23 protein-coding genes are annotated in these 23,899 nt (G+C 44.9%); 10 read left to right on the top strand and 13 right to left on the bottom strand.

All coding sequences use genetic code 11. From position 1 onward, the window contains the following. The first annotated feature begins 54 nt into the window (after positions 1-54). The 4 genes from EKG39_RS09965 to EKG39_RS09950 all read left to right on the top strand — a co-directional run bounded on the left by EKG39_RS09965 (position 55) and on the right by EKG39_RS09950 (position 4,565). Positions 55-1,299 carry an ABC transporter permease gene (locus EKG39_RS09965; protein ID WP_126505596.1) on the top strand — a complete coding sequence of 415 codons (1,245 nt, stop codon included), beginning with the start codon at positions 55-57 and terminating at the stop codon, positions 1,297-1,299. Next, entirely contained in the window at positions 1,289-2,521 is a 1,233-nt protein-coding gene (locus EKG39_RS09960) for an ABC transporter permease (RefSeq protein ID WP_126505595.1), read from the top strand. The genes EKG39_RS09965 and EKG39_RS09960 overlap by 11 nt, the downstream gene beginning before the upstream one ends. 62 nt (positions 2,522-2,583) lie before the next feature. Beyond that, complete coding sequence (locus EKG39_RS09955; RefSeq protein WP_126505594.1) at positions 2,584-3,267, top strand: ABC transporter ATP-binding protein; 684 nt, start codon at positions 2,584-2,586, stop codon at positions 3,265-3,267. Continuing rightward, complete coding sequence (locus EKG39_RS09950) at positions 3,264-4,565, top strand: hypothetical protein (protein ID WP_126505593.1); 1,302 nt, start codon at positions 3,264-3,266, stop codon at positions 4,563-4,565. The genes EKG39_RS09955 and EKG39_RS09950 overlap by 4 nt, the downstream gene beginning before the upstream one ends. A gap of 119 nt (positions 4,566-4,684) precedes the next feature. Here EKG39_RS09950 and EKG39_RS09945 read toward each other — a convergent pair whose 3' ends face one another. The 7 genes from EKG39_RS09945 to EKG39_RS09915 all read right to left on the bottom strand — a co-directional run bounded on the left by EKG39_RS09945 (position 4,685) and on the right by EKG39_RS09915 (position 11,430). Continuing rightward, the gene (locus tag EKG39_RS09945) at positions 4,685-4,909 is read right to left on the bottom strand and encodes a hypothetical protein (protein WP_126505592.1); all 225 of its coding nucleotides are present in this window, start codon (positions 4,907-4,909) and stop codon (positions 4,685-4,687) included. Between the two features lie 230 nt (positions 4,910-5,139). Then, complete coding sequence (locus EKG39_RS09940; RefSeq protein ID WP_126505591.1) at positions 5,140-5,619, bottom strand: cupin domain-containing protein; 480 nt, start codon at positions 5,617-5,619, stop codon at positions 5,140-5,142. A gap of 262 nt (positions 5,620-5,881) precedes the next feature. After that, on the bottom strand, positions 5,882-6,127 hold the full coding sequence (locus EKG39_RS09935) for a thioredoxin family protein (protein ID WP_126505590.1): 246 nt from the start codon (positions 6,125-6,127) through the stop codon (positions 5,882-5,884). Between the two features lie 4 nt (positions 6,128-6,131). Beyond that, positions 6,132-7,139 (bottom strand): permease, encoded by a 1,008-nt coding sequence (locus EKG39_RS09930; protein ID WP_126505589.1) that lies wholly within the window; start codon positions 7,137-7,139, stop codon positions 6,132-6,134. 148 nt (positions 7,140-7,287) lie between these two features. Further along, positions 7,288-7,878 (bottom strand): sigma-70 family RNA polymerase sigma factor, encoded by a 591-nt coding sequence (locus EKG39_RS09925; protein WP_012143523.1) that lies wholly within the window; start codon positions 7,876-7,878, stop codon positions 7,288-7,290. A gap of 223 nt (positions 7,879-8,101) precedes the next feature. Further along, positions 8,102-9,355 (bottom strand): HD-GYP domain-containing protein, encoded by a 1,254-nt coding sequence (locus EKG39_RS09920; protein WP_126505588.1) that lies wholly within the window; start codon positions 9,353-9,355, stop codon positions 8,102-8,104. A 149-nt stretch (positions 9,356-9,504) separates the two neighbouring features. Further along, a complete protein-coding gene (locus EKG39_RS09915) occupies positions 9,505-11,430 on the bottom strand; it encodes a methyl-accepting chemotaxis protein (RefSeq protein WP_126505587.1) in 1,926 nt (641 codons plus the stop codon). Positions 11,431-11,735: 305 nt separating this feature from the next. On the opposite strand from EKG39_RS09915, the gene EKG39_RS09910 reads away from it, so the two are divergent. Continuing rightward, a complete protein-coding gene (locus EKG39_RS09910) occupies positions 11,736-12,581 on the top strand; it encodes a 4'-phosphopantetheinyl transferase family protein (RefSeq protein WP_281276240.1) in 846 nt (281 codons plus the stop codon). 180 nt (positions 12,582-12,761) lie between these two features. On the opposite strand, the gene EKG39_RS09905 is transcribed toward EKG39_RS09910, so the two are convergent. Together EKG39_RS09905 and EKG39_RS09900 are read right to left on the bottom strand one after the other, a co-directional pair. After that, the gene (locus EKG39_RS09905) at positions 12,762-13,952 is read right to left on the bottom strand and encodes an alginate export family protein (protein ID WP_126505585.1); all 1,191 of its coding nucleotides are present in this window, start codon (positions 13,950-13,952) and stop codon (positions 12,762-12,764) included. Between the two features lie 507 nt (positions 13,953-14,459). Continuing rightward, positions 14,460-16,445 (bottom strand): alkyl/aryl-sulfatase, encoded by a 1,986-nt coding sequence (locus EKG39_RS09900; protein ID WP_126505584.1) that lies wholly within the window; start codon positions 16,443-16,445, stop codon positions 14,460-14,462. Between the two features lie 303 nt (positions 16,446-16,748). Here EKG39_RS09900 and EKG39_RS09895 point away from each other — a divergent pair, with 303 nt between their 5' ends. Then, positions 16,749-17,675, top strand: a complete 927-nt coding sequence (locus EKG39_RS09895; RefSeq protein WP_126505583.1) for a LysR family transcriptional regulator — start codon at positions 16,749-16,751, stop codon at positions 17,673-17,675. A gap of 148 nt (positions 17,676-17,823) precedes the next feature. On the opposite strand, the gene queF is transcribed toward EKG39_RS09895, so the two are convergent. Next, complete coding sequence (gene queF, locus EKG39_RS09890; protein WP_185817563.1) at positions 17,824-18,681, bottom strand: NADPH-dependent 7-cyano-7-deazaguanine reductase QueF; 858 nt, start codon at positions 18,679-18,681, stop codon at positions 17,824-17,826. Positions 18,682-18,741: 60 nt separating this feature from the next. Here queF and syd point away from each other — a divergent pair, with 60 nt between their 5' ends. After that, on the top strand, positions 18,742-19,395 hold the full coding sequence (syd, locus tag EKG39_RS09885) for a SecY-interacting protein (RefSeq protein ID WP_126505581.1): 654 nt from the start codon (positions 18,742-18,744) through the stop codon (positions 19,393-19,395). Between the two features lie 44 nt (positions 19,396-19,439). Here the strand turns inward: syd and EKG39_RS09880 are convergent, their stop codons facing one another. Both EKG39_RS09880 and EKG39_RS09875 read right to left on the bottom strand, forming a co-directional pair. Next, a complete protein-coding gene (locus tag EKG39_RS09880) occupies positions 19,440-20,213 on the bottom strand; it encodes a Zn-ribbon-containing protein (RefSeq protein WP_126505580.1) in 774 nt (257 codons plus the stop codon). After that, positions 20,213-20,542: a hypothetical protein gene (locus EKG39_RS09875; RefSeq protein WP_126505579.1), complete on the bottom strand. Its 330-nt coding sequence runs from the start codon at positions 20,540-20,542 to the stop codon at positions 20,213-20,215. Before EKG39_RS09875 ends, EKG39_RS09880 begins: the two co-directional genes overlap by 1 nt. A gap of 162 nt (positions 20,543-20,704) precedes the next feature. On the opposite strand from EKG39_RS09875, the gene EKG39_RS09870 reads away from it, so the two are divergent. Then, complete coding sequence (locus tag EKG39_RS09870; RefSeq protein WP_185817577.1) at positions 20,705-21,061, top strand: DUF3192 domain-containing protein; 357 nt, start codon at positions 20,705-20,707, stop codon at positions 21,059-21,061. Between the two features lie 6 nt (positions 21,062-21,067). Here EKG39_RS09870 and EKG39_RS09865 read toward each other — a convergent pair whose 3' ends face one another. Next, positions 21,068-21,298: a DUF2789 domain-containing protein gene (locus tag EKG39_RS09865; protein WP_126505577.1), complete on the bottom strand. Its 231-nt coding sequence runs from the start codon at positions 21,296-21,298 to the stop codon at positions 21,068-21,070. Between the two features lie 168 nt (positions 21,299-21,466). On the opposite strand from EKG39_RS09865, the gene EKG39_RS09860 reads away from it, so the two are divergent. Beyond that, positions 21,467-22,114, top strand: coding sequence for a GNAT family N-acetyltransferase (locus EKG39_RS09860; RefSeq protein WP_126505576.1), 648 nt, complete (start codon positions 21,467-21,469; stop codon positions 22,112-22,114). A 6-nt stretch (positions 22,115-22,120) separates the two neighbouring features. Continuing rightward, a complete protein-coding gene (locus tag EKG39_RS09855) occupies positions 22,121-22,453 on the top strand; it encodes an Mpo1-like protein (protein ID WP_126505575.1) in 333 nt (110 codons plus the stop codon). Positions 22,454-23,899 lie beyond the last annotated feature (1,446 nt).

The following is a 23,899-nucleotide window of genomic DNA, read 5'->3' as shown; positions in this document are numbered from 1 at the left end:
TAATGCGGTCTTAGTACCTAGGTTCTAGGAGCTAGTTCCTTTTAAGGAAATCTTATGTTGATCAAGCTGGCTTGGCGAAATTTGTGGCGGCAGAAGCGGCGTACTATTTTAACGGCTATGGCGCTGGCGCTGGCTTTGGTGCTTTCTCTGTTTATGCGCAGTATGCAGGAGGGGAGTTATGCCAATAACATCGAGAACAGCGCTAAGTTTTCAACCGGATTGATTCAGCTACAGCATGTTGAGTTTGAGGAGAGCCAGAGCATTGAAGATCTCCTCCCGGCAACCGATGAGTTTATTGCCCCTGCCCGCGAAATGGATGATGTGGAGCGAATATTACCCAGACTGGAGTCTTTTGCTTTAGCGGCTGCCGGCGACAAGTCAAAAGGGGTCATGGTACTGGGCGTTATGCCTGCCCTTGAAGATGAATACTCAAGTATCTCCGATAAAGTGGTTGAGGGTGAGTTTATCAAGGCCGATGACAGTGCGGTGCTCATCGGTCAGGGACTTGCCGAGTATCTGTCTTTGGCTGTGGGTGATGAGCTGGTGCTGTATGGGCAGGGCTATCGGGGCCAGACCGCAGCGGGACTCTACAAGATTAAGGGAATAGTACATTTCCCTCTGCCTCAGCTTGATAATCTGCTTATCTACATGCCGTTACCACTGTCACAAACCCTGTTTAGTACCGGCGAGCAGGTTTCTGCCTGGGTTATCGATACTCGGGAGCTTACCCGGCTCGAACAGACGTTGGCCGATCTGAAGCGCGCTTATTCATCTCAAAAGCTAAAGAACAAGGTCAATGTTCGTGACTGGGAAGATCTGGCTCCCGAGATGGCGCAGCAGATCGCCATGGATAAGGCGGGGGGCATTTTTATGATGTACCTCCTTTATGGCGTGGTGGGCTTTGGACTCTTTGCGACTATTTTAATGATGACACTTGAGCGTTATCGAGAGTTTGGTGTGATGATGGCCACCGGATTGGTAAGGGCTAAATTACTTGGTTTGGTGGTGCTCGAATCGAGTTTTATCTCGTTACTTGGGGTTACAATAGGGCTGGCGCTCGGTACTCCTCTGGTGGTGTGGTTCCATTATCATCCTATTGAGTTAACCGGCGAAACGGCAGAGATGATGTTGGAACTGGGCTGGGAGCCTATCCTCCCCATGTTGTTATCGCCTTGGCTGTTTATCGATCAGATACTCATTGTGCTCGGGCTAATGTTGCTGTGCTTACTCTATCCTCTGTGGCGTATCTACCGGCTCGACCTGGTCACTGCGCTGAAGGGAGGTGCCCATGTTAATTAAACTGGCTTGGCGTAACCTGTGGCGTAATAAGTTGCGCACCGCGATCATGTTGTCTGCGATGGCCTTTGGCTTAATTGGTGTCGTGACCATGATAGGTTTTATGAATGGCATGTACGGCAACATGATCGATAACGCCATCTCCTGGCAGACCAGTCATGTGCAGGTTCATCATCAGGACTTTGTCGATAATCCTGAAACTACTCTGGCCATTGTCGAGCCTGAGCTGATCACGGCCGAGCTGGATAAAATAAGCGAGGTGATCGCCTGGTCTGAGCGATTTATTGTCGATGGTATGGTGGCCTCGGCGCGGTCATCCCGCGGTGTGCGGGTCAATGGTGTCGATATCGACGCAGAGGCCAGGGTGACACCGATAGCTTCAAGCGTTAAAGAGGGCAGTTGGTTACCAGCAGAAGGGCGCCATCCTGTCGTGGTGTCATTAAAGACCGCACAACGCTTGCGTTTAAAGTTAGGCTCTAAGGTTGTCATAACCTTCAGTAATGCGGAAAAAGATGTCACAGGTGCAGCCTTTAGAGTGTCAGGATTTTTCAGTACTCCCTCCAGTAATTTCGACGATGGCAATATTTATGTGAGGCGGACCGACCTGATGGCTATGGCTGGTATTGATGGCAGTCATGAGATCGCGGTGCTACTCGATGACAAGAATAAAATGTCAAATGCCTTGGCTATCTCGGTCAGGGACAAAATCCGGCTAATCACATCCAGTGAAAACAGCGTCAGAGACTGGCAGCAGATACAGCCTATGTTGGCATCAATCATTGCTCAGATGGGACCCAGTAATGCCATCTTACTGGGCATATTTGTACTGGCCATGGGGTTTGGTGTGGTCAACATCATGTTGATGTCTGTGTTTGAGAGAACCAGAGAGTTTGGCGTCTTAATGGCGGTGGGTATGCAGAAGCATAAGGTGTTTGCATTGATCATATTTGAGACCAGCCTACTTGGTGTTACAGGGGCGACACTGGGGCTTATGTCCAGTTTAGGCTTAATAGAGCTGCTTCAAATTACCGGTATTCCCCTGGGTAATATGGCGGAAGGATTGGGTGCGTTTGGTGTCGATACAACACTATACCCGCAAGTCGCTGCCAGCGAGTATCGTTATATCTTTATCACTGTAGTGCTGGTCTGTGTGTTGGCAGCCCTGTATCCGGCGAGGCAAATTTTGAAACAACGCCCGGTCGATGCCATGGCAGAGAAGCATTGATAACACAGACTAAAATTAATTTATCATTGCGGTAGCGGTTTAGAAGAAGGGAGAGAGCGGGTATGAGTATTCAAACGACTCAGCTTCGTAAAACTTATAATCAGGATACGGATTTTCCAGTTCATGCGGTTAAGCAACTCGACTTGAGTATTGAACAGGGGGAGTTTGTGGCCGTGATGGGACCGTCAGGTTCGGGGAAAACCACGCTGCTTAATATGATTGGTGGTATAGATATCCCCAGCGCCGGTACCGTGATAATTGACGGTATCGATATTTGCGCACTTAAAGATAAAGCGCTTATTGCCTTTCGGCGTGACAACATCGGCTTTATCTTTCAGGACTACAGCTTGTTGCCGGTATTAACAGCCCTTGAAAACGTCGAGTTTGTAATGCAACTGCAGGGGCATAGTGAGAAGGAGTGCAGAGAGCGGGCTATAACCTTGTTGGATCAGGTCGGTCTTGGAGAGCAGTTACATAAAATACCATCGAAACTCTCCGGCGGCCAACAGCAGAGGGTGGCCGTCGCCCGGGCATTGGCGCCGAGTCCGAGATTCGTGATGGCCGATGAACCAACGGCTAACCTGGATGCTAAAAGCACGGCGGAACTGCTCGACATTATGCAGCAGCTCAACGAGAAGGAGGGGACAACCTTTATCTTCTCGACTCATGATCCCAGAGTGATAAAGCGTGCCAGAAGGGTTATTGTATTTGAAGATGGCCAGTTAACTGAGGACAGGGCTCAATGAAGCCTGTCTGGGTTTGTTGTTTATCTCTCGCTGCCATCTTTTTCGGGGCACAGGCAACAACGCAGAGCCGAGCCGCTCCCATTCCCGGCCTCGAGCCTGACTCGAAATGGGACCTCGATGGTTATGTGAAATATATGGGCACAGGTACCTTTCCTGATACCAGCTCGGATCTCAGCGATCACCTGTTACACCAAAGGTTTAATTTCGAATACCGATTCGACAGTTCCTTAAGAATCAACATAGCCATGAGAAATAGAATTTTCTATGGGGATACTTCGAAAACGCCGGGTTATGGAGATTTGATCGAGTTTGACTCTGGGTATTGGGACATGTCATCGACCTGGATGGATAGAGATGGCTGGGTCGGCAACAGCCAGTTTGATCGCGCATATGTTAATTGGTCGCCAGCGGATGACTGGCAGCTGAGAATGGGACGGTTTCGCATCAACTGGGCCATGACAACCTTGTGGAATCCCAATGATATTTTTAATGCCTACTCTATATACGACTTCGATTATGAGGAACGTGCCGGTGCAGATGCGGTACTGGTTAGTCGAAAGCTGGGTTTTGCAAGCTCACTCAACCTTGTATATAACCCCAATCAGGACAGTGACCTAAATAGCTATGCGGCGAGATATCTGTTTAATTCTGATGGCTGGGATATGCAGGTCTTGCTGGGTAAGTCTGGCTTCGATCGCATTATAGGGGCGGGCTTTGCCGGAGATATATCCGGTGCGGGCTTTCGAGGGGAGTTTACCTATTTTGACCCTGTCTTTGACTATTGGCCAAGATTGCCTGAAGTTGGAAATGGTGTAAACAGACTGTCATCAGAACGCTTTGGCAGGGCACAGCCCACACCGGTTACACTATCCTCTCTCTCTGCCCCCTCTCCTGATGAACTTGAAGCGACAAGTGTTTCGACACTAGAGGCCGATTACAGTTTTACCGGCAAACGGAACTGGTTGATCAGAGGCTCTGTCCTGCATATATCAAATCCGACAGAATCAGATAGCGCTCTGCTTTATCTTAATCTGCCGCTGACGGCCAGAACCTTGAGCTTTACCGATTGGACCTACTATTTCGATGTGGGTTTTGATATCTCATCCCTCAGTCGCTTAACCTTGACGACCAGCTATTATCGGGACGGATCCTATTTTATCGGGGCAAACGGCAGTTATTCTCTGGCCGATGATTGGCAGTTGTTGATGGTACTGCAACGATTCGACGGCAGTAGCGATAGTCTGTTTGGTCAAACGGCGGCAACACTTGGCTTTGTACAGCTGAAGTGGAGTTTTTAAGGAGGGAACGAGTAGAGCTTGGTTAGAGGCGTGAGGATAAACGTCTTTGATTGAACCGACCCCCGACTCATTTCAAAGACGTTAAACTAGCTGCTAAAAAGGTGTGGATTTAGCAGGGATCACTCTTTATCGTTCAGGTGTTTGACGATGGTTTCAGCCGCTTCACTCTCGGTGGCTTTCTCTTTAGTGCATTCGATATTAGCTGTTGGAGTAACACCGGTAGCTTCTTCTGCGATATGCAACCAGTCCGGATGCCAATAGAAGCTGGCTCCGCCTATGGTGCTCCAATTACGCACTCCGCCTTTTTCACCTTGATAAATCAGATCTTGTATCTTATATGACATTGTTTAACCCCGATAAATATTTGTTATTAGAGTGTGTCATCCTGCGCTTAATGATATTTATTGTTTGGGAACTTGGTCACAAATAGAGGTTTTATCTGGATTATTTTAAATTTTTGGAGGAAAGTTCCGGTTTGTTCTGCTACCGCTGGTGGTTGTCGGGAGCCTGATCAAAAGAGTCATCAGAATAGTGGCCAGTTGACTGGCCATTTTCCAATGAGTTAGCCACGATGTTAGTCTTGTGGGCGGCTTAAGCGACGAATAACCTCTTCATGCTGTGGATATTCGGCCAATAAACTTTCCTGACTGAAAAGCTCAAAGTCATCGAAGGTAAATCCGGGAGAAACCATGCAGCCTACAAGCGAGAAGCCGGATTGATTCATTGCAGAACCAAATATACATCCTTTCGGTACCAGAAATTGTGGCCGCTCACCAGCGGCAAGATCCAGTCCCAGCTGCGCCGTCGTTAACTCTCCATCCTCGGAGATCATATAGATGGTTAATGACTCCCCCGCATGGAAGTACCACATCTCGTCGGCAGTTAAGCGGTGAAAGTGCGAAACTTCTCCGGTTCGTAGCAGGAAGTAGATGCTGCTCCATAACGCTCTTTTGTCGTCGAAACGGCTTTGAGAAGTAAAAGAGGAGCGATAGTAGCCCCCCTCGACATGTTGCTCTAACGCCAGTGCCTGAATGAATTCATCTGCGGTTTGCATACTTATGGCTCTCGATATCAATGGTTTTATTGAGTGTATGACACACCTTCAATAATCTCAGCATCGGCAGCAAAAAAGTTAGAGCTGTCATCAATTTTCATTTAAGGGAGGGGGTTTGCAGATCTCAAAATGAGGGAAGTTAGGTGGCTGGCTGTCATCCCGGAATCGAGGAGCGAGATATCCGGGATCCAGCTTTACTAACAAGCCTTAGATTCCGTAAAGTTCGTCCCTCACTTTACGGAATGAGGAACTAGTTAAAACTTCATTGATTTGGTACTGCGAACCAGGACTCGACGAGTTCTCGGGTCGGAACACTGCCCTTGTGTATCAACTGCTCATCTATGATCACCGCGGGTGTCGACATCACCCCGTACGCCATGATTTGTGATAGATCCTCAACCTTCTCAAGATTGATTTCTACACCGTTTGCCTCGGCTATCTCTTTAATAATCTGAGCCGTTGTTTTGCAGTTGGTACAACCTGAACCTAAAACTTTGATATTTTTCAAAATACTATCCTAATAAGTGTGGAGAGAAAGCATTGAACACCCAACCAACAAGGGTAAAGGCAGTCAACAGAACAAAAAACAGGGTCGCTAACAGACGCCATTGCATAACCTGTTTCAGCAAGATGAATTCAGGAAAGCTGGCTGCAACTGTACTCATACAAAATGCCAACGTGGTACCAATGGGCAAACCATTAATGATAAGGCTTTCCATTACAGGTATGACGCCTGTGGCGTTAGAGTATAACGGGATCCCGAGCAGTACGGCTGCCGGCACCGACCACCACTGTCCCTGACCTAAATGGGACTCTATCCAGCCAGCAGGAACAAAGCCATGAAGTGCTGCGCCAAGCCCGACGCCGATAAATACCCACTTCCATACCCGCATGAAAATTTGAACCGTCTCCTGTTTTGCAAACTTATGTCGCTCTTTCAGCGTCAGTTTTTGAGTCGTGTCCTGATGAGCTTCAATACCTTTCGCCTGTTGATTCTGCCCACGCTTTAAGGCGTCGGCGGCAAAAGACTGTAACCAACGTTCTGCCTTTATAGCATCGAGAAACAGACCACCTAACATGCCTACAGACATGCCTACAGCGATATATAGCAGGGTAAACTTCCACCCCAGTAGGCTCATTAAGAGCAATACCGCAACTTCATTGATTAAGGGAGAGGTGATCAGAAATGCCATAGTGATCCCAAGTGGGATCCCCGCAGAGGTGAAGCCTAAAAAAACAGGAATACTCGAGCAGGAGCAGAAAGGGGTGATAACACCAAACATGGAGCCAAGCATATAGCCGACAAAGCGATTTTTACCGGCCAGATAATCACGAACACGCTCGACATCTAACGAGGCCCGAATGACCCCAATGACGTAGATCATCACTATCAACAGCACAAATATCTTGCTGGTATCTTCTACAAAGAAATGTGCCGCATCGCCCAGCTTCGTCTCGGCTTGTAAGCCGAGCAGATCGAAGACCAGCCAGTTGGCAAATTCAGTGAAAATTTGGAACATTGATTACCCCATTACAGCTTTTTACCGATTGGTATTAGTCGCGTTACTGTTCAGGCTAATAGTTAAATTGAAATTCATTGAGCCTGAATTTGATTTACCTATAAGACGAAACTAAGTTGCAAAGGATGCATAAAAAAATAAAATATTTTTATTTTCGTGGTGTGTAGCAGCAAACGTTTTGATTTTCATCCAGTTTGACTTGGCAGGAGTTGCTCAGTTGTTGTTTAAGTTTTAAACGGGCCCTAAGCAGACGTGACTTAGTCGCACTGAGGGTGAGCCCATGGCGAGTGGCGTACTCTCCCTGAGGCATACCGTGAATATCGCACGCTTCGATGATTTCACAGTCCTGTGGCGGGAGTTCATTTAACACTCTGGGTAAACAGTTGGCTAATTTATCGACAACATCTTTATCGATGACATACTTATCGGTGAGGTAGGACTCTGACTCCTTGAGTTCCACATCTTCAACCATAGGTAACACTTGCTGTTTCCTGGCATGATCAACAAGCAGGTTTCCAGCGACTCTGAATAACCATGCCTTGGTATTTCGAATGTCGCAGAATGCTTGTTTTTGGTCCATGGCACGAATAAAGACGTCATGTAATATATCTTGGGCCAGGGAGTCGTCGCGGGTTTGGCTTTTTAACCAAAATGACAATGGACTCTGATGTTGAAGCCAGGCCTCCATCAGGCAAGGCATGGTGTTGTTTTCATTGGGAGTCAAATTGGGTTCTTTCATTAGGCTTACAGTCACGCCAACTTTAATCTGATAATAGATAAAAAAGTACCATACAAGCCAGATGAAGCATAACCCTGTCTTTGAAAAGTGAGAAGAGAGCGCAACCTAGGAAATATGGAAGGCCGGCAGCTCTCCACTCCTTTTGACCTACTAACCCTTATTTAAGAGCCCGAGGCTATTTGCTTAGTACGTAGGGCCGTTACAAGCCATGCGTACAGGGAAGCTACGGGTTAGCTCCGCGAATGCTATCGCCAATGGCTATGCTGAAGCACCTCTCTTCGTGGCCGATTGCCAGATTGACGACATCGGCGTCCAGCTTACCGTTATTGGTAAAGTTTTCTAAAATTTTGCGTACCTCATCTAATTTCATGCCATCCCTGTAGGGCCGGTCTTGTACTAAGGCCTGAAAAATATCGGCAACGGCAATGATCCTGGCCTCTACGCTCAACTCTTTTTTGTTGGGGTGAAACGGGTAGCCGACACCGTTGAGTCCCTCATGGTGGAAGGCCGCCCAGTGAGCAATTTCATCGAGTCCATCTATATGACGAAGAATTTCAAAGGTTTCGTAGCTGTGCTGCTTCATGATTGAGAGCTCAATCTCATTGAGTGGGCCTGGTTTTTCTAAAATGCTGTCAGGTGTGTGCAGTTTACCGAGATCATGCAGTAAGCCTGCAACTTCTATTTTTTCGCACTGTTCAGCAGATAAACCATAGATTGATGCAAGGTAACGGGCTAGCTGAGCCACCCTCATAGAGTGCTGTGCGGTAAAAGAGCTCTTCTGATCGACGATATAAGCCAAGATCAAGGAGAGCTGTTTAAGCTGAGCGATGCTTAATAACTGGCTGGTTTTTAACTGGCCCATGTCCCATGTATAACGGGTGATGTGACGGTTTTCCAATGCAATCCAGAAGGCTTCAGATGCTTCCAGCTCTGTGAAAGCATCGATCAGTTTAGGAGCAAAATAGCTGCCGGAATAATTAACGATGGTATTTACTATCTCTTTTCTGGCAAGCAAGATATCGGATTCATAATGTGTGGCAGCCATGATATCGATGCGATCCGCAAGGAAGATGAGGTTGGCCATGCGTGCATCTTGTTGAGTCAGATCTATCTGCTTTAGCTCCTCCCAAGGTGTGTGATGATACAAAATCGGCGTGGCAAATTTTGACAATGGCTCAAAATCTTTTAATAAACGATAGCCAATTTTGCAGTGAATATCGGCGTTACTCCAGTCAAAATAGTTGACCAGGTTTGTATGCATCTGCTCGGTGGAAACGCCGCAATCGTGGAGTAACCCCAGTTCAAATGCATACTGGATCTCACCGTCACTGAAACCGACTTGATGCCCGATCTGGCTGGCGATATAGCCGACGCGTTTACCGTGGTTTGTATCGTTCATCCCGACTTGAGAAACAGCTGTCTCAATCGCAATAATCATCTGACGAAGATCTACCTGTAACTGTGAAAGCGAACTCATTACGTCACCTTGATTTTATAGCTTTTTTAAACCTTTATTTGCTATAAAACTCCATGTGTATAACTCTCATACAGAAATGAAAGCTACTCCAAAATGTATACTATTTAGTTTAGTTCAACTTTCTATTCTTGTGGCTTTCATTACTCCGGTTAGGCGCTCAGCTTGAAGTGAGCACACGCTTCCTGGAGTGATGAACTCGACTCCATCAGTTGATGACACTGGTTAACCGTCTCTACCGCCGTTTGAGCGGTCGAGTGAATAACACTGTCAATGTTATGTAATCCTTGATTGAGCTCGATAGCCGCTGCCGTGTGTTCTTCAGTGCCTTGGGCGACGAGTGACATCTGCTGGGCGGTTTCATTCATCTGATTGACGATCCGATTGAATGTCGCCGCGCTCTTGAGTGAGTCGTGCTCGCCTGTGCTAATTTTACTTATGATCTCCTTGATTAATATTGAACTGCGCTCCGCCGCCTCACTCGAACGTAGTGCCAGATTACGTACCTCCTCGGCGACTACCGAAAACCCCCGTCCGTGCTCGCCGGCTCTCGCCGCTTCTATAGCGGCATTGAGAGAGATAAGGTTGGTCTGTGACGCTATCTGAGTAATGTCAGCCATGATCTGCTCAATTCTGGCTCCTGAGTGAGCGATCTCTTGCATGGATTGAGTTAATTTTTCCATGGACACCAACCCAAGCTTTGCTTCACTTAAGGCTTGTTGAGAATGCGAATGCAGACTCGAGACTGAATCGGAATTTAAGGTGATCTGACTTTCGATCTGATTCATTGCCGCACTCGTTGATTCGATTGACCTTGCTTGAATACTGGTTCCGTCTGCGACCAAGTTTCCATGCTGAGCTAACTGCACAGAACTGTTATCGATCACACCGGCTTTATTAATCACGTTTGCAATAATTTGGTTAAGATCACTTTGCATTTTTTTCAATGAAAGACCCAGTTTATCGACACTACTGCAGGGCACTATGTTTCCGGTTAAATTGCCGTTAGCGATATCTCCAGCGTGAGAAATATGATTTTTTTGCACCTTAATCAGACGCTGTAGCGCATTGGCTATTTGGCCTAACTCATCCTCTCTATTCAGTAGCTTTACCCATGGCGTCTTAGCAATTGATTGGAGTTCAATATCTCCTTTTGCAAGATCATCGATAGCCGCTACTAAAAGGTGGATCTTTGCGGAAATATGGTTAATCAGTAGTATTAACACGCTTAAAACGACGATTGCAGTCAACAAGGCTATGGCTAAGTTTGAGTATATCATTCGTTCTTTTGCCATTATTATTGGAGACTGCTTACTACCCGATATGACAATCCATCCGGTGTTTGCCTCTTTCTCTATCCAACCCGTGTAGGGCTGAACACCCTCCTGCCAGTCGATAAATCCGCTCTGCTTACAAAGGGAGTAGTATTGTTGGCTTTTATCACGCACTAATTCTGAATTGGGGTGGGCCAGTGGTGTGCAGTCGCTGTTTAAAATGAAGCTTAAATTATCTTTATCCTGCTCGGTGATATTGATGTAGCGATTGTAAAATTCCCCCAAAGGTAAGCTGATAAACAAGACGTCATCAAACCTGGTTCTTGCAGAAATAGTGAGTAAGGGTTTACCGTCAATACGGCTCAGCCTGGGCGGGGCAACATAAAGTTCGGCGCCTTGCTTAATTTCATTGAAGTAATTCATCTTGCTGTAGTCTGAACCTACTCTTTCAGGATTACTGGCCGCTATCGCAATTCCGTTATGGTCGAGTAGTGCGGCGTTTCTAAGATGATAGTTAGTTGCAAACCGGGTTAAATTTGCCGAGAGAGCTACTGTGTCATCTGGGCTTTGCTTTAGCCTACTGACGTCGGGGGCGTTTTGAGCCAGGGAGGTCGCAAGCTGAGTATTTAAGAAATACCAATTACTCAGGTTTTTAACGAGTAATGCATGGGAGGATCTCACTTTTACTTCGTTGAGTTGATTGATCTGTTGACTCGACTCTTGAGTCGAGAAGAGTGTCACACCCAGCAAACCAACTAAAATCACCGGGAGAACGCAACGAATAAACTGTCCTTTAATCTGCATCACAAACCTCAATTAGATTCTTATTCTATGGCTCTATTCTTTCATGTTGAAAAGTTGAGTTGTATGATCTGGTCGAGATTAGTTGGTTGTATTTAACTTTGGTTTATGTTTGAGTTCACAGTTTTATGCTTGCCTGAAAGATTATAAGGCGACTTAACGAAAGCGCGATGAACTGTTAATATCGACTCACGTTTAGCAAGCAACTTTTAGCAATCCCCTTTGGAGTTCGTTTGGCCCCTAAATTATTACAACCTCATTCCTTGCCGACAGTTAAGCTCTACTTTTGTCCTTTGGAGCTCACCTCGATGAACTTTGCGCAGGCTCAACTCATTCAATCTTGGCTGAGTGAAGATGAGTCGGTAAAGGTATCGCGCTATATTCAGCTTAACGCACGGGATAAAGGCTTGATGGTGAGGGGATATCTGCGTGGTATCTTGTCTATCTGCTCAGGGTATAAACATGATGACTCAATGGCTGACAAGGTTATAGCTCCGAACGAATGGCGTTTTCAATACGGCGAGAAGGGCAAGCCGTGTCTCGTTGCTGAGCAGAGGGAGATGACAGGGCTGGAATTTAACATCAGCCATAGCGGTGATTGGTTAGTCATTGCGGTGAGCAAAGATTCAGCTGCTGTTTCGGAGGATATCGAGCTTGGTGTTGATATTGAGCGCTATCGGACAAGTACCAATATCTATCCGATTTTGAATCATTACTTTACTCAAGGTGAGTCCGAGTCGTTATTGGCCTTAGATGAACATGAGCAACGAGACCGATTTTTCGATCTTTGGGCACTGAAAGAGTCATATATCAAGGCAAAAGGCCTAGGTTTAGCCCTGTCGCTTAAGTCATTTAGTTTTGGGTTTACCCAAGTAACGAGCCATGAGTTAGTTTTATATGAAGATAACACGCCTATTGAAACATTAAGTTTGCTGAGTGATCTGGAGCTTAACTTCCATAAAGAAACTTCTCTTACAGAGCCGAAGCAAGATGCTGTCAGTAAATATGCAAGTGATGAGTGGTCACTTTTTTTAGGGCGGTTAAATTCAGAGTATCGTTTCGCCGTTAGTATTGGCTCTGGAGCCAACTTTGGCATAGAGGCACATAAAATGGATCTGGGTAGTTTGCTGTCTCGGTTATCAGTGATCCGTTAGCCGAGTAAATGGAAGGGGAAAAAAGAGCAGGTAGTTAAGCTATTAATCGCTTTAGACCTGCTCAAAAGGGAGCGAGAAGAGAGTCTTTTGTTTAATGTATGCCCTAATTAAACAGTATCTCTGATTTTATTTTCAAAACAGAGTCGACCCTCTAGTGCACTTTTTGCCTGGTACGTTTGATTAGTACTTAGCTTGAAGCGTTAACCATAGTTTATCGGTATCGTTTGAGAAACCATAACCTGCATCGGCGCCACTGAAGCTGGCATATTTAACACCTACACTGTAGTGCTTAGCGAATGGGTATGTTGCTGCAACGCCCCATTCCTTACCCATGTCGATGTCGCTGTAGTCAGATTCGAACTTGTGGTATTTTGCCAGTAACTTAAGTCCTGCAAGTTTTGCAGTTAAGATAACATGGGTATCTACGATACCATTCTCCCAGTTACCCTTGCCGCCGAACAGGAACTTATCGGTCCAACCGTTGAAGGCGTGTAAGGTTGCCAGCGGAGTAATAAATCCGGCTGTACCGTCATCAGATCCCAGTACTTCGTAACCAACTTTAGCGCCGAATGCATCGAAACCGATACCTGCACCTAATTTGTAGTAAGAAGCGCTGTAGCTAACAGGGTTATCGCCACCTTCAGATTGCTGAGCATATTCAGCCTCATAGCTAAGCTTAATTGCGTCCAGCTTTAGCTTACCTGCTGCACGAACACCATAGGTATCGGTAGAGAAGGCGGCAACATTGCTGTTATCAATCAGATATGCGTAACCTGTGATATTGGCAATATCACCCGCTTTATAATTCAGGTTGAGTAGGCTTGTTTCGTTTGTGTGCGACTCTTTTCCTGAACCTTCAGGGAAGATACGGTTTACATTATTCACATATGAGTAGTAAGCCGTTAAATTTTCAATCGCAGTATTTTTTACCGAGAAAGCATCGTAGGTCTGTTCATTTTGACGGAAGCCTACACCACCAACGAAGCGTTGGTTGTCCAGCAGGATACGTTGACGACCATATTTCAATAGTGTCTCTGCAGGTGCCTTATAACCAATGAAGGCCTGGTTAATTTGCGTGTACTCATAATCGGCAATGAGCGGCTCATTATCGGTTGAGCGAACGTCATCAACTTCTGCTAGCGCGAAGAAGTTATAGATATCGCCTGTCTTGTAATTTAAACGAGTACGGATGGTTGTTTGGTCTTGCTTATCTACGGTATCGACATCAGCCTGTTCGAAACGTAAACGGAATTGAACTTTTACTTCAGAATCATCAATAAATGCTTTCTTTAGTGGGTCGACAGTGTCTGCTGCGACAGCGGAAGAAGCTAAACCAGCTAAAATTGCTAGGGTAAGTGCACGAACTTTCATTTTACAGTCCTTTTGTTTCATTATTGTTTCGTCATCATCTCAGGAGTGTTATACGCCTTGTTGCACTATGGTTTTCTTGATCTGAAACAAGTCTGGAGATTTTTTCAGATCTATAGTGGATAATTGTGATTAAGATCAATAGCTTGTACTTACAAGGAGGTACTCCTAAAGTAGTACTTTATTGACTTGTACTAAAGTAGAGTCCGGTTAATTGTTTGGTTTTTGTTGAACTGGTATCTGTCGGCGTAACAGATATTTCCGTTGTGAGCATCATCAGCGTGTGCTGATTGCAATAAACGAGAAAAGAGTAATGAAGATTTGCGCTTTAAAGAGCAGAATTTCTGCAAGACAGATTCTTGTTGAGAGGCGTTCAGGATTGGTTTTGAGAATATCAACTCACTCGGATCGGTTCACTATGTGGAAGATATGATAAAGCCCCTGAACATCCTTGTTATCTGTCAGAGGCTATATTGGAGGAGATGACACTTAATTGAAAGAGGTTTTCAGTTAGTGAGTGCTCAGAGGGACTATTTCAAATTCGCTATCAAACTCGACTAAGGTTGACGCTATTTTGTTGAACGCCTCACTGTCACCTGACATCGTCGCCTTACCTTGATCTATGAGTTCCTTTATCTTCGCTTTTCCTAATAGTATGTGAGTGATATCGGCTTGATTCACCGTTAGCGTGGCATCCGCTTGCTTGGCTTTACTCACCTCGATATTGCTCAGGTTGCCGTTACTCATCTCGACATAGAGTATTTTACTATTGTCCGGAGTGACTATGTTCATGGTTATTAGCCCTAGTTCGGCAGCTTTCAGGCTATCGACTTTCACGGCCAAAAAGTCGAACAGGGTCGGCAGATCCATCTCGCTGATAACATCGGCTGAAGCTGTTTTAGGTGTGCCCGGTTGAATGCCGGCTCTTAGCTCTTGAGCGCCAGTCAGATAGATGTTTCTCCAACCCGCTCCCTCGGCTTGATACCCTAACTGCTCATAGGTATCGGCAAGCAGTTGACGGGCACTGTGATTACCCGGATCGGCCATCACTACCTTATTGAGTGCTGTGGCAACGAAACGATATTCCCCCTGAGCAAAATCGACCTGGGCTTTAGTCATGACGGTTTCGGCACCACCCATATACTCGACAAATTTCATTGCTTCAGGCTGAGTCGGCAGCGGGTTGAGGTTAGCCGGGTTCATGTCAAAATAGCCCAGGTACATGTTGTACACAGCTTTAGCGTTATGGCTGTATGTGCCGTGGTAGCCATTGGTATGCCAGGCCTTGAAGATTGATTCAGGGATAACCTCTTGGATCGCATCACCAATGTCTTGAATCGTCACTCCCTGATTGGCCAGTCGAAGGGTTTGATTATGTACGAAACCATAGTTGTCACGTTGCAGCCTGAGGAAATCATTGATCTCTTTATTTCCCCAAATCGGTGCCGAGTGAGAGGCAAACAGAGTCTGTACTTCACCGCCGAAGGCGTTGATCATCTCATTGATATCTTTTGACCATTTCTGGGAGTCACGGACTTTAGCCCCGCGTAGGGTATAGACGTTGTGCATGCCCTGATAAGTGAGCTCTGCTGTCCATAGCGCCTTCATCGAAGGAATGTAGGTGATCATCTCAGATGCTGCTTCGGTGCCGGAGGCATCCATAAAGATCATCTCCAGGCCATCAATGGTCAGTGTTTCCCATTTTCCGTCGCCATTGAGCGTGTAGTCAGGTTTAACGTAAGTGATCTCGCCTTTTGATATTCCCTTCCCGAGCGCTGCATCGACAATGCCGTGATCATGTCTACCCAGTGTCGCGCCATATTGATAGGCGGCTCGTCGGCTCATGGCGTTGCCTGCTAATACGTTTTCATCGACAATCTCTTTTGTGATGTTGTCTGAGCCATACACTTTGACATCGGGATAGAGCTCCTGCACGCCACGGGCGCCGCCGAAATGATCGGCATGACTGTGTGAATAGATCATCGCCACAACGGGGAGGTCACCGTCTTTAGGCAGGTTTTTCATGGCAAATTCAAGTGACAACTTCGCCGCTTCCTTTGTCAGCAATACATCGTAGGCTATCCAGCCGTTATCGCTGCGGATCAAGGTCAAATTTGACAGATCGGTACCGCGCACCTGATAGATTCCGTCACGGACCTTATATAGGCCATTTGCAACCATGTTGAGTTGTGCCTGACGATGTAAAGATGGGTTGATCGAATCCGGTGCTTTATCTGTGAGGTATTCGAACTCTGAGCGCATGATGGCTGCTGTTTTTTCATCAAGCTCGGCTATCAGGTTTTTTGAAGACTGTTCAAATGCGGCGGTATCATTGAAGTTCAGTGTCTTAGCCGTAGCTTTGTTGACACTGGTCGTGTGCTGGGTTGCATCTTTACCTTCATAGCTTACGCTGATGTGATCATGTTCGTGTTGCGCTGCGAATGCGTTAAACGAAAAACAGGTCATGATGGATATGGCAATAAGTGATTTTTTCATAATATTTACCTTTAAATATTGGTTAAATTGAAATCGAAAATACTTTTAAATCACATCAGGTAACCATTGAGTCGCTGATGGAGCTGATTAATTGAACTCAGTATACGGCGGTTACATTCATTTATAATGTGCGCTAAATGGCTGTGTAATATTTATATTATGAATAAGTAGAGGCGTGAGCAGATGATGGTTTTTGTAAATTTTATGTTTGACTTCGCAAAGGAGGCTCTGGTTGAACTTATCGAAATAGAGGGCTAGTCTTATGATTAATATTTACATTGTGAATGTATAAGCGAGTTATTCATGCCACAAAATAAGCATTTTGATCTCAATTTATTACGGGTTTTTCTTGTGGTATGTAGAAGAGGTTCCTTTACGCTTGCGGCTGAAGAGTTGGATCTAACCCAGTCTTCGGTGAGCAATGCTATAGCACGTCTTAAAGCCGTTGTAGGTGAAGAGCTATTCCTGCGGGTTGGACGGGGAATAGAGCCCACTGCGACGGCGAAACACCTGTATGAGCAGCTCGACAGTCCTCTGTTATCGATTGAGAAGGTTATTCTCGGTATGGCGTCGTTTGATCCACTGAGAACGACACGTCAGTTTAGGGTATACGCTAACGATGTGGTCATCCGTGCCCTACAAACGCCACTGGAGAAGCTGGTTGAAGGTATAGGTATTGATATTATTTTTTGTGAACCACCGAGCCTAGATAGTGAACTGGAAACTGCTTTGCAGATGGAACAGGTCGATATGGTTATTGATGTGAACTTTCCGCAGCAAGCTTCGCTTTCAAGACTGAAGATAATGGAAGACATTCTGGTGTGTGTGGCTGCAAATAACCACCCTAGAATACAAGGCCGGATCACCCGGGATCAATATTTCGATGAGAAGCATGTATTTATGAGATTACGCAGGGCAAACTTAACCATTGCGGATCTTTTCACTACTGAGGTACTGCCTAAGCGCCAGATGCACAGCGAACAATCATCGCTATTAGGCTTATTGGCAACCATATCTAAGAGTCAGGCGATAGGCTTGTCCACTAAAAGGTATGCCCAGGAGTATGCAGAAGTTCTGGGGTATCAGGTATTAGCGTCACCGATTGAGGCGCTGCCTGTAGAAATCTATATGGTGTGGAAAACCAAATTAACCCAAAATCCGGCTCATAAATGGTTAAGGGAAACAATCTTAACCGCGATGGAAAATGCGAATTTGAAGTCGTCCGGTTAAGGTTATTTATTTCGTCAGTATGTCTGATGCTCGCTTTATTTTATCAAGGTTTTATGGATTGCTCAGTGTCAGGGTTTATCAACTTTCAGGAAGATAGATTTCATTAAAAAGCCCGACATATCTATCGGGCTTTGAAGATTGTGACAAGCTATTGTCTGGCCAATCTATGACTCTCTGGTGGATTCTCAAAGTCACTGCGATAGGGATTGATGTCTAAACCACCGCGGCGGGTATAACGGGCATATACCGTTAACTTTGCACAGTTACAGAAGCGTTTCAGATCGACAAAAATTCGTTCAATACACTGCTCGTGGAACTCATTATGTTGACGGAAAGAAATGAGATAACGTAGCAGTTTTTCGCGATCTATCTTAGGGCCCTGATACCGGATCATCACACTTCCCCAGTCTGGCTGAGAAGTGATTAAACAGTTAGATTTTAGCAGGTTTGAGCTGAGCGTCTCTGCAACCACAGCCTTATCATCTGTGCTGTCCTGTAAATAATCTGGGTTAAAACTGTAATCGTTGACTTCAATATCAAGATCATCGATACAGGTTCCTGGTAGTTCAACGACACGCTGAGTAGAAAACTGTTTTGGCTCGAGTACTTTGACTAAAACCTCACCCTGTGCACATTGACTTAAATCATCAGCCAGAGTGGATTGAACCTGCTCTACGCTGTCAAATTTAGTTTGGTTAAAGGTGTTAAGGTAAAGCTTGAATGATTTAGATTCGATCAAGTTCTGACTGTCAAAGCTTAGATAAAACTCGGCTATGGCAACCATAGGTTTGCCTTTTGCATTGAGCCACGACAATTCGTAACCCGTCCAGATATCGGTTCCATGAAAAGGGAGCGTTTCATTTAGGCCAATAGCGTCGCGGTTAAGTTTACGGGGGACCCCTTGTAGCAGAGATGCGTCGTACTCAGCCTGATAGCCTGTCGCTTTACCAAGCGTTAGTTCAGAGAGAGCTTCTGCACCAGTATAAGGATCATGAACTTGTGTCATCAATAGGTTTTCCATGTCAAAATAGCCCTACATTATACTTAAATTTTGGACTTCTGCTAAGTGTCTTCTTTACCTGCATTAGATAATTTTTTTAAAATATATCACCAAGCTTACATAGAACAGCTAGGTGAATCCCCCCGGTATTACCCCCAAGGTGAAGATTCTGTCTGTATCGAGGGGGAGTTCGATGCCAGCTCTAATCTCGACGATACGGTAATGTGGAGGCCGGTAAAAAGGCAAGAGAGTGGCTCTTTTCACAATGTCGACAGGGCTCTGGAGATCACTTTACGAACTGAAATTAATGCTTTTTTTGGCGATTATTTTTCGGCGCCTCTGTTATTTAACTCCGAGTGGGGCTATGGGGAGTTATTACAAGTCTGGAACGACACTGATTTTGAGTATCTGCAGCAGAATATGATTGGTCATCTGATGATGAAGCGTAAGCTGAAACAAGCGCCGACCTGGTTTATTGGAGTGTTGGGAGATGGCGATAAGATGCTAACGGTCGACAATAGTGATGGCAGTGTATGGATTGAGATACCCGGCGATCAGCCCTGTGAAAAACTAAGCGACAGTTTGAATGAATTTATCGCTGCTTTAACACCGAGAGTCGCGCCTCCCGAGTTACATATTGAGGAGTCTATGCCTGAGCTCGATCATCCGGGGATTTGGCAGCGTATCAAGTTGATGTGGCAAAATTTAAAAGGTAATTAGGCCCTAAATTCTAGGACCTAGCTCCTAGAATCTAGTCCCTTCTTTTAAAGATGATCCCAGGAGATATTTGAAACAATCCTGCAGTCGTCACAACGGAAATGAAACATATCCAGAAGTGGTTCTTCGAGCAACCACTCTTTATTTCCGCAACGTGGACAGGGACGAGCCTTCTCTGAATCCAGATCATCGCCACCAACACGATAGAGATAGTAGTAAGTCGGAATTTTTGTCAGGTATTCAATCCTGCCTCTTAAATCCCAACCGCGACGAAACAGATCGCTTTTTGGAGACGTCAGCTCCTCCAGTGCCGCAAATTCCGCTTTTGTGGCCGCAGCCATCTGTAATTCGTCGCAGGCTTGCCATTCAGTTTGCCAACGAATAATGCGCTTGTGATCACCGTTAAATGTCGCAGGAAGTTGATACAAGGGGATCGGTTGTAGCGTGTCACCATTGCGAACGGGAGAACACATATGTACATAACTGGTATACAGCAGTTGCCAGCTTGGTGTTTCGGTACTGCTTACCTCTGAATTGATATCTTGCCCGATATATTTTTCTCTTGGGGCTAGTAGTTTAGCTTCTGTTAACTCGCTCAGAGCCTGCTCGACCCATGGGCTATTGAATCGTTTTGATAAACTGCTCTTTTCCGGCATAAGGAGTCTGGCTCTAAATTCGCCTTCATTGAATGCAACGGCAAATTCCCGCCCCAATACTTGACCGTTTGCTCTGTATGCTTCAAGTAACCCATTGATCGCTTTTTCGGCAGCACTAATCGTAGTGTTGTCAAAACATTCAAATCTTAGCTCAACAACATGCATTACTTTTCTGCCTTATCTTTGTTTTCTTCCAAAAGTGTCAATCGGTCATCCATCGCCTTATATGCGGCTTTTAGCTGTGTGAGCTCCTGTTTTAGCTCTGCGATTTCAGCTTGTGCATCTTTTGGTTTGGCTTTTTCTGACGACACCTGTATCTCAGGTAGTTGATCGATTAAATCCTGTGACATGGATTTAAACTGCTGTAAGCCTTGTATGAGGGTCGGCATCGGGACACTGTTACCCAGTTTAGCCTTGATCAGCGCAAGGCTGGGAACCTTACCAGAGGATGCTATCGATTTTGCTGCGGCTAATACGTGTTCTATATTGCTCATAAATAGTAAATTTTCTCATCGGTTAGTCGATATTACTAACATAAAAGTTTTCGAATAAATAAAAAGCAAATTAAAACAGGTGGATACAGTTTTGGCCTGTGATTTGCTTTACCTCTTCTTATCATAATAATGAAACAGGAAGACATAGTGAAAACAAATTTAATGGGTTTAGTATTTATTGGGGTTGCAAGCTTAGGCCTAACAGGCTGTGTACTCAATGTTGGCGACAGTGAATCGGGCTGGGATAACCAAGCGAGCTGGGAGAAATCCCAAACTAAGAATAGAGCTAATTTAGCCAGATTGAGCCTGGGCATGAGCCGGGATCAAGTTCAGGTATTGATGGGGCAGGCCGATTTCAATGAAGCCTATATCCAGGAAGATAAAAAAGTACATGTACTCTTTTATCGTACCCAACATATGAATGGCGATGGAAAAACCACAAAAGATGAGTGTACTCCTGTGGTGATCAGCAATGGTGCGCTCGTAGGTTGGGGGGAAAAGGCTTACGGTAATATTTAGGGCCTGTCACTTTCTTAACTGGGCGTCTAAATGGTCGATGAGTTCTGACCATTGGGCGTCTTCCTCTATAGACTCTTTTAAGAAACTTTTTTGCGACTCATTCCAAATGTCAGCTTGAAAAATTAGTACCTTATCAGGAATGATATGACTACTAATAAACGTAGCGATACTCTCTTCACTATTTTCCAAACCAAGTTGTTCGAACAGGTGGCTAAGGTCTTGCGGCGTTGTATCCATCTATAGCTCCTTGCTATCAATTAAGTCGATAAAAATATAATGCTAGTATCAGTATGGAACAAACGCCAAAAACTGACTATTTTTAAAGCGATACATGATTGAGATTTACACTATTAAGCTTGCTTGCTACATTGTTAGATAATTGATCTAGATCAAAGGTTAACATTGATGACAAATGCTGAAGACCAACAATTAGAACAGTTTCGAGCCGTTTATCTTACTGCTGAAGATCTGCGAGTTGCAGCTTCTATACTCTATAACGCCTACCATGATGATCCATTTTTTTTCGACGCCCTGTATGGGGGCGATCTCGCGATGTACGAACAGAAGCTTAGAGGGGCGATTCGTGAGGAACTGAACGAATTATGGCAACAGGAGCAGGCCTTAATCGGATTGTTTGATGATGATCGTATGGTCGGTGTTGCTTGCATCGTCACACAACAAGTTCCTTTAGGGGAGGCGAGATACTGGCATTGGCGCTTAAAGATGTTAATCAGTACGGGCTGGCAATCGACTCAGGCTTTAATAAACAAAGAGGCCTGTTTGTTGGAGCACCTGCCTAGTCCACGTTGTGGCATTTTACAATTTATTGCCGTATCACCAACCGAGCAGAATAAGGGCTTAGGAAGCCAGCTTGTTGAAGCCGTATTGAGTTGGTGTGATGAGCAACCCGAACTCGATGGGGTAGGGGTGTTTGTTAGTGAGTCCAGTCATGCACAGCTATTTAGTAAGCATAGTTTTGCCCTTTTAGAAGCCATATCCATAGGAAATGTAGAAGGGGAGTTACTCTTTTATCGAGGACACGAAAATGAGTAATAATCTATGAGTAAACAGAAGCATAGAAAACAGGGATATAGCAGTTTTAAGGAGTTCTATCCATTTTATCTATCTCAGCATCAAGATCCCACCTGTCGTGGACTGCATTATGTAGGCAGCTTGTTGGTTTTAACTATCTTGATTGCGACAATTATAACGGGCAAGGTTGTATCACTCATATCATTGCCCATAGTTGGCTATGGTTTTGCCTGGCTGGGCCATTTTGTGTTTGTGAAAAACAGACCTGCCACTTTTGACTATCCCTTATACAGCCTCATGGCCGATTGGGTCATGCTTGGCCAAAAAATTCGCCGGGTTCTTGTCGCCGATAAGAGATAAGTTATTTACAGGATAATTTGTTTAACCTTCATTCTCCTATTGCCCGTGATTTATGTTATCTATTCAGGAATTTCATCAGTCTATTCAATTGGTTTGGCTTAGCTTCACAAATAAAACAAATCGGTGATCTCTGTATGCTCAGCTGCGCGTGTAAGAGATCTCTCACAAGTTTGCTGGTGGAGTTACCCGATACTTCTCTAATATCGCTGAAGTTAGAAGGTACTTACTATAATTCATTGTTTTACTGCATTCTTTTTATGTAGCAAAAAATTAACATGTGTAACTGCGCCCTCTGTTTTTCTATCTATCTCTGTATATTTTGTTAAAGCGATTTAAGTATCGTGATGTTTGCCTGCTAACTTCGGCGTCCTTATCGGCTGAGGCCTTATGCATAATAGGTCTCCTTTATTCCGGGTTAATTTATTGAGCCGGGAATTGGAGGATTTGTTGATGATTTTGAAATATGCTTATGTAGAACAACTAGATGGGTTTAGTTAGATACACATCGGTGATGAATATAATTATTGAAATAGCAGAGTTGGTAACTAATGGGAATATAGAAGCTTCAGCCGGATAGAGGCGCATTTTTCCTCAGTTTTCACATTTATCAAAGAAGTATTTATTTTACGTATATCCAATCTGCTAGCCTTCTTGTGAGAGATCTCTTACATGAGTGTGAGACATAAGAAATGTTTACTTGTAGTAAAACCTTACCCTGGATATTTTATCTTACTTAAACAGTGGCTTATGATGGATGTTGAAGTGAACTTTAGTTTTTATGAATGTTAAAGTTTAGTATTTGGCCAGTTTTTATCTCAATTTCCTCTAAAATTTAACTCGTACAAGGAAATACATGAACGAATGGAAGCGAAGGTCAGGATGACCAAAAGTGACTGATGGAACAGCACTGAAAGGAAAAGATCAAGGATGAGGCACTCCAGGATGGCGTGCTATACAGCAACTAAGGAAGGCTAAACAATCCAGGATGGAAGGTTTACCGTCTGGAAGACGGATTACAGGGAGTGTATTGAAAGGATGCAACAGGGATGAGATTGGATAGGCTTACGGAGTGAGCCAGCTCAGTAAATGGATAACTGAGACCAAGGATGAGTAACTACTTTTTAGTAGATACAGGGAAAAAATGGAATTTGTAGGGAAATACATGGATGACGTTGGACACGCTTATGGATGAGCTAGCTCAGTAAATGGATGACTGAGAGCAAGGAAGAGTAACTATTTGATTGGGTAACTATTCGATTGAGTAAGTACAGGGAATAAAAGGATTTATAGGGAAATACATGGATGACAATGGACACGCTTACGGAATGAGCTAGCTCAGTAAATGGATAACTGAGATCAAGGAAGAGTAGCTACTTTTTAAGTAGATACAGGGAAAATAGGATGTTACATGGATGATGCAGGGAGCACATTGAACGCATGGACGGT

Source organism: Shewanella atlantica (assembly GCF_003966265.1).
GTDB classification, from domain to species: domain Bacteria; phylum Pseudomonadota; class Gammaproteobacteria; order Enterobacterales; family Shewanellaceae; genus Shewanella; species Shewanella atlantica.
This window is presented reverse-complemented; position numbering and strand designations above follow the sequence as displayed.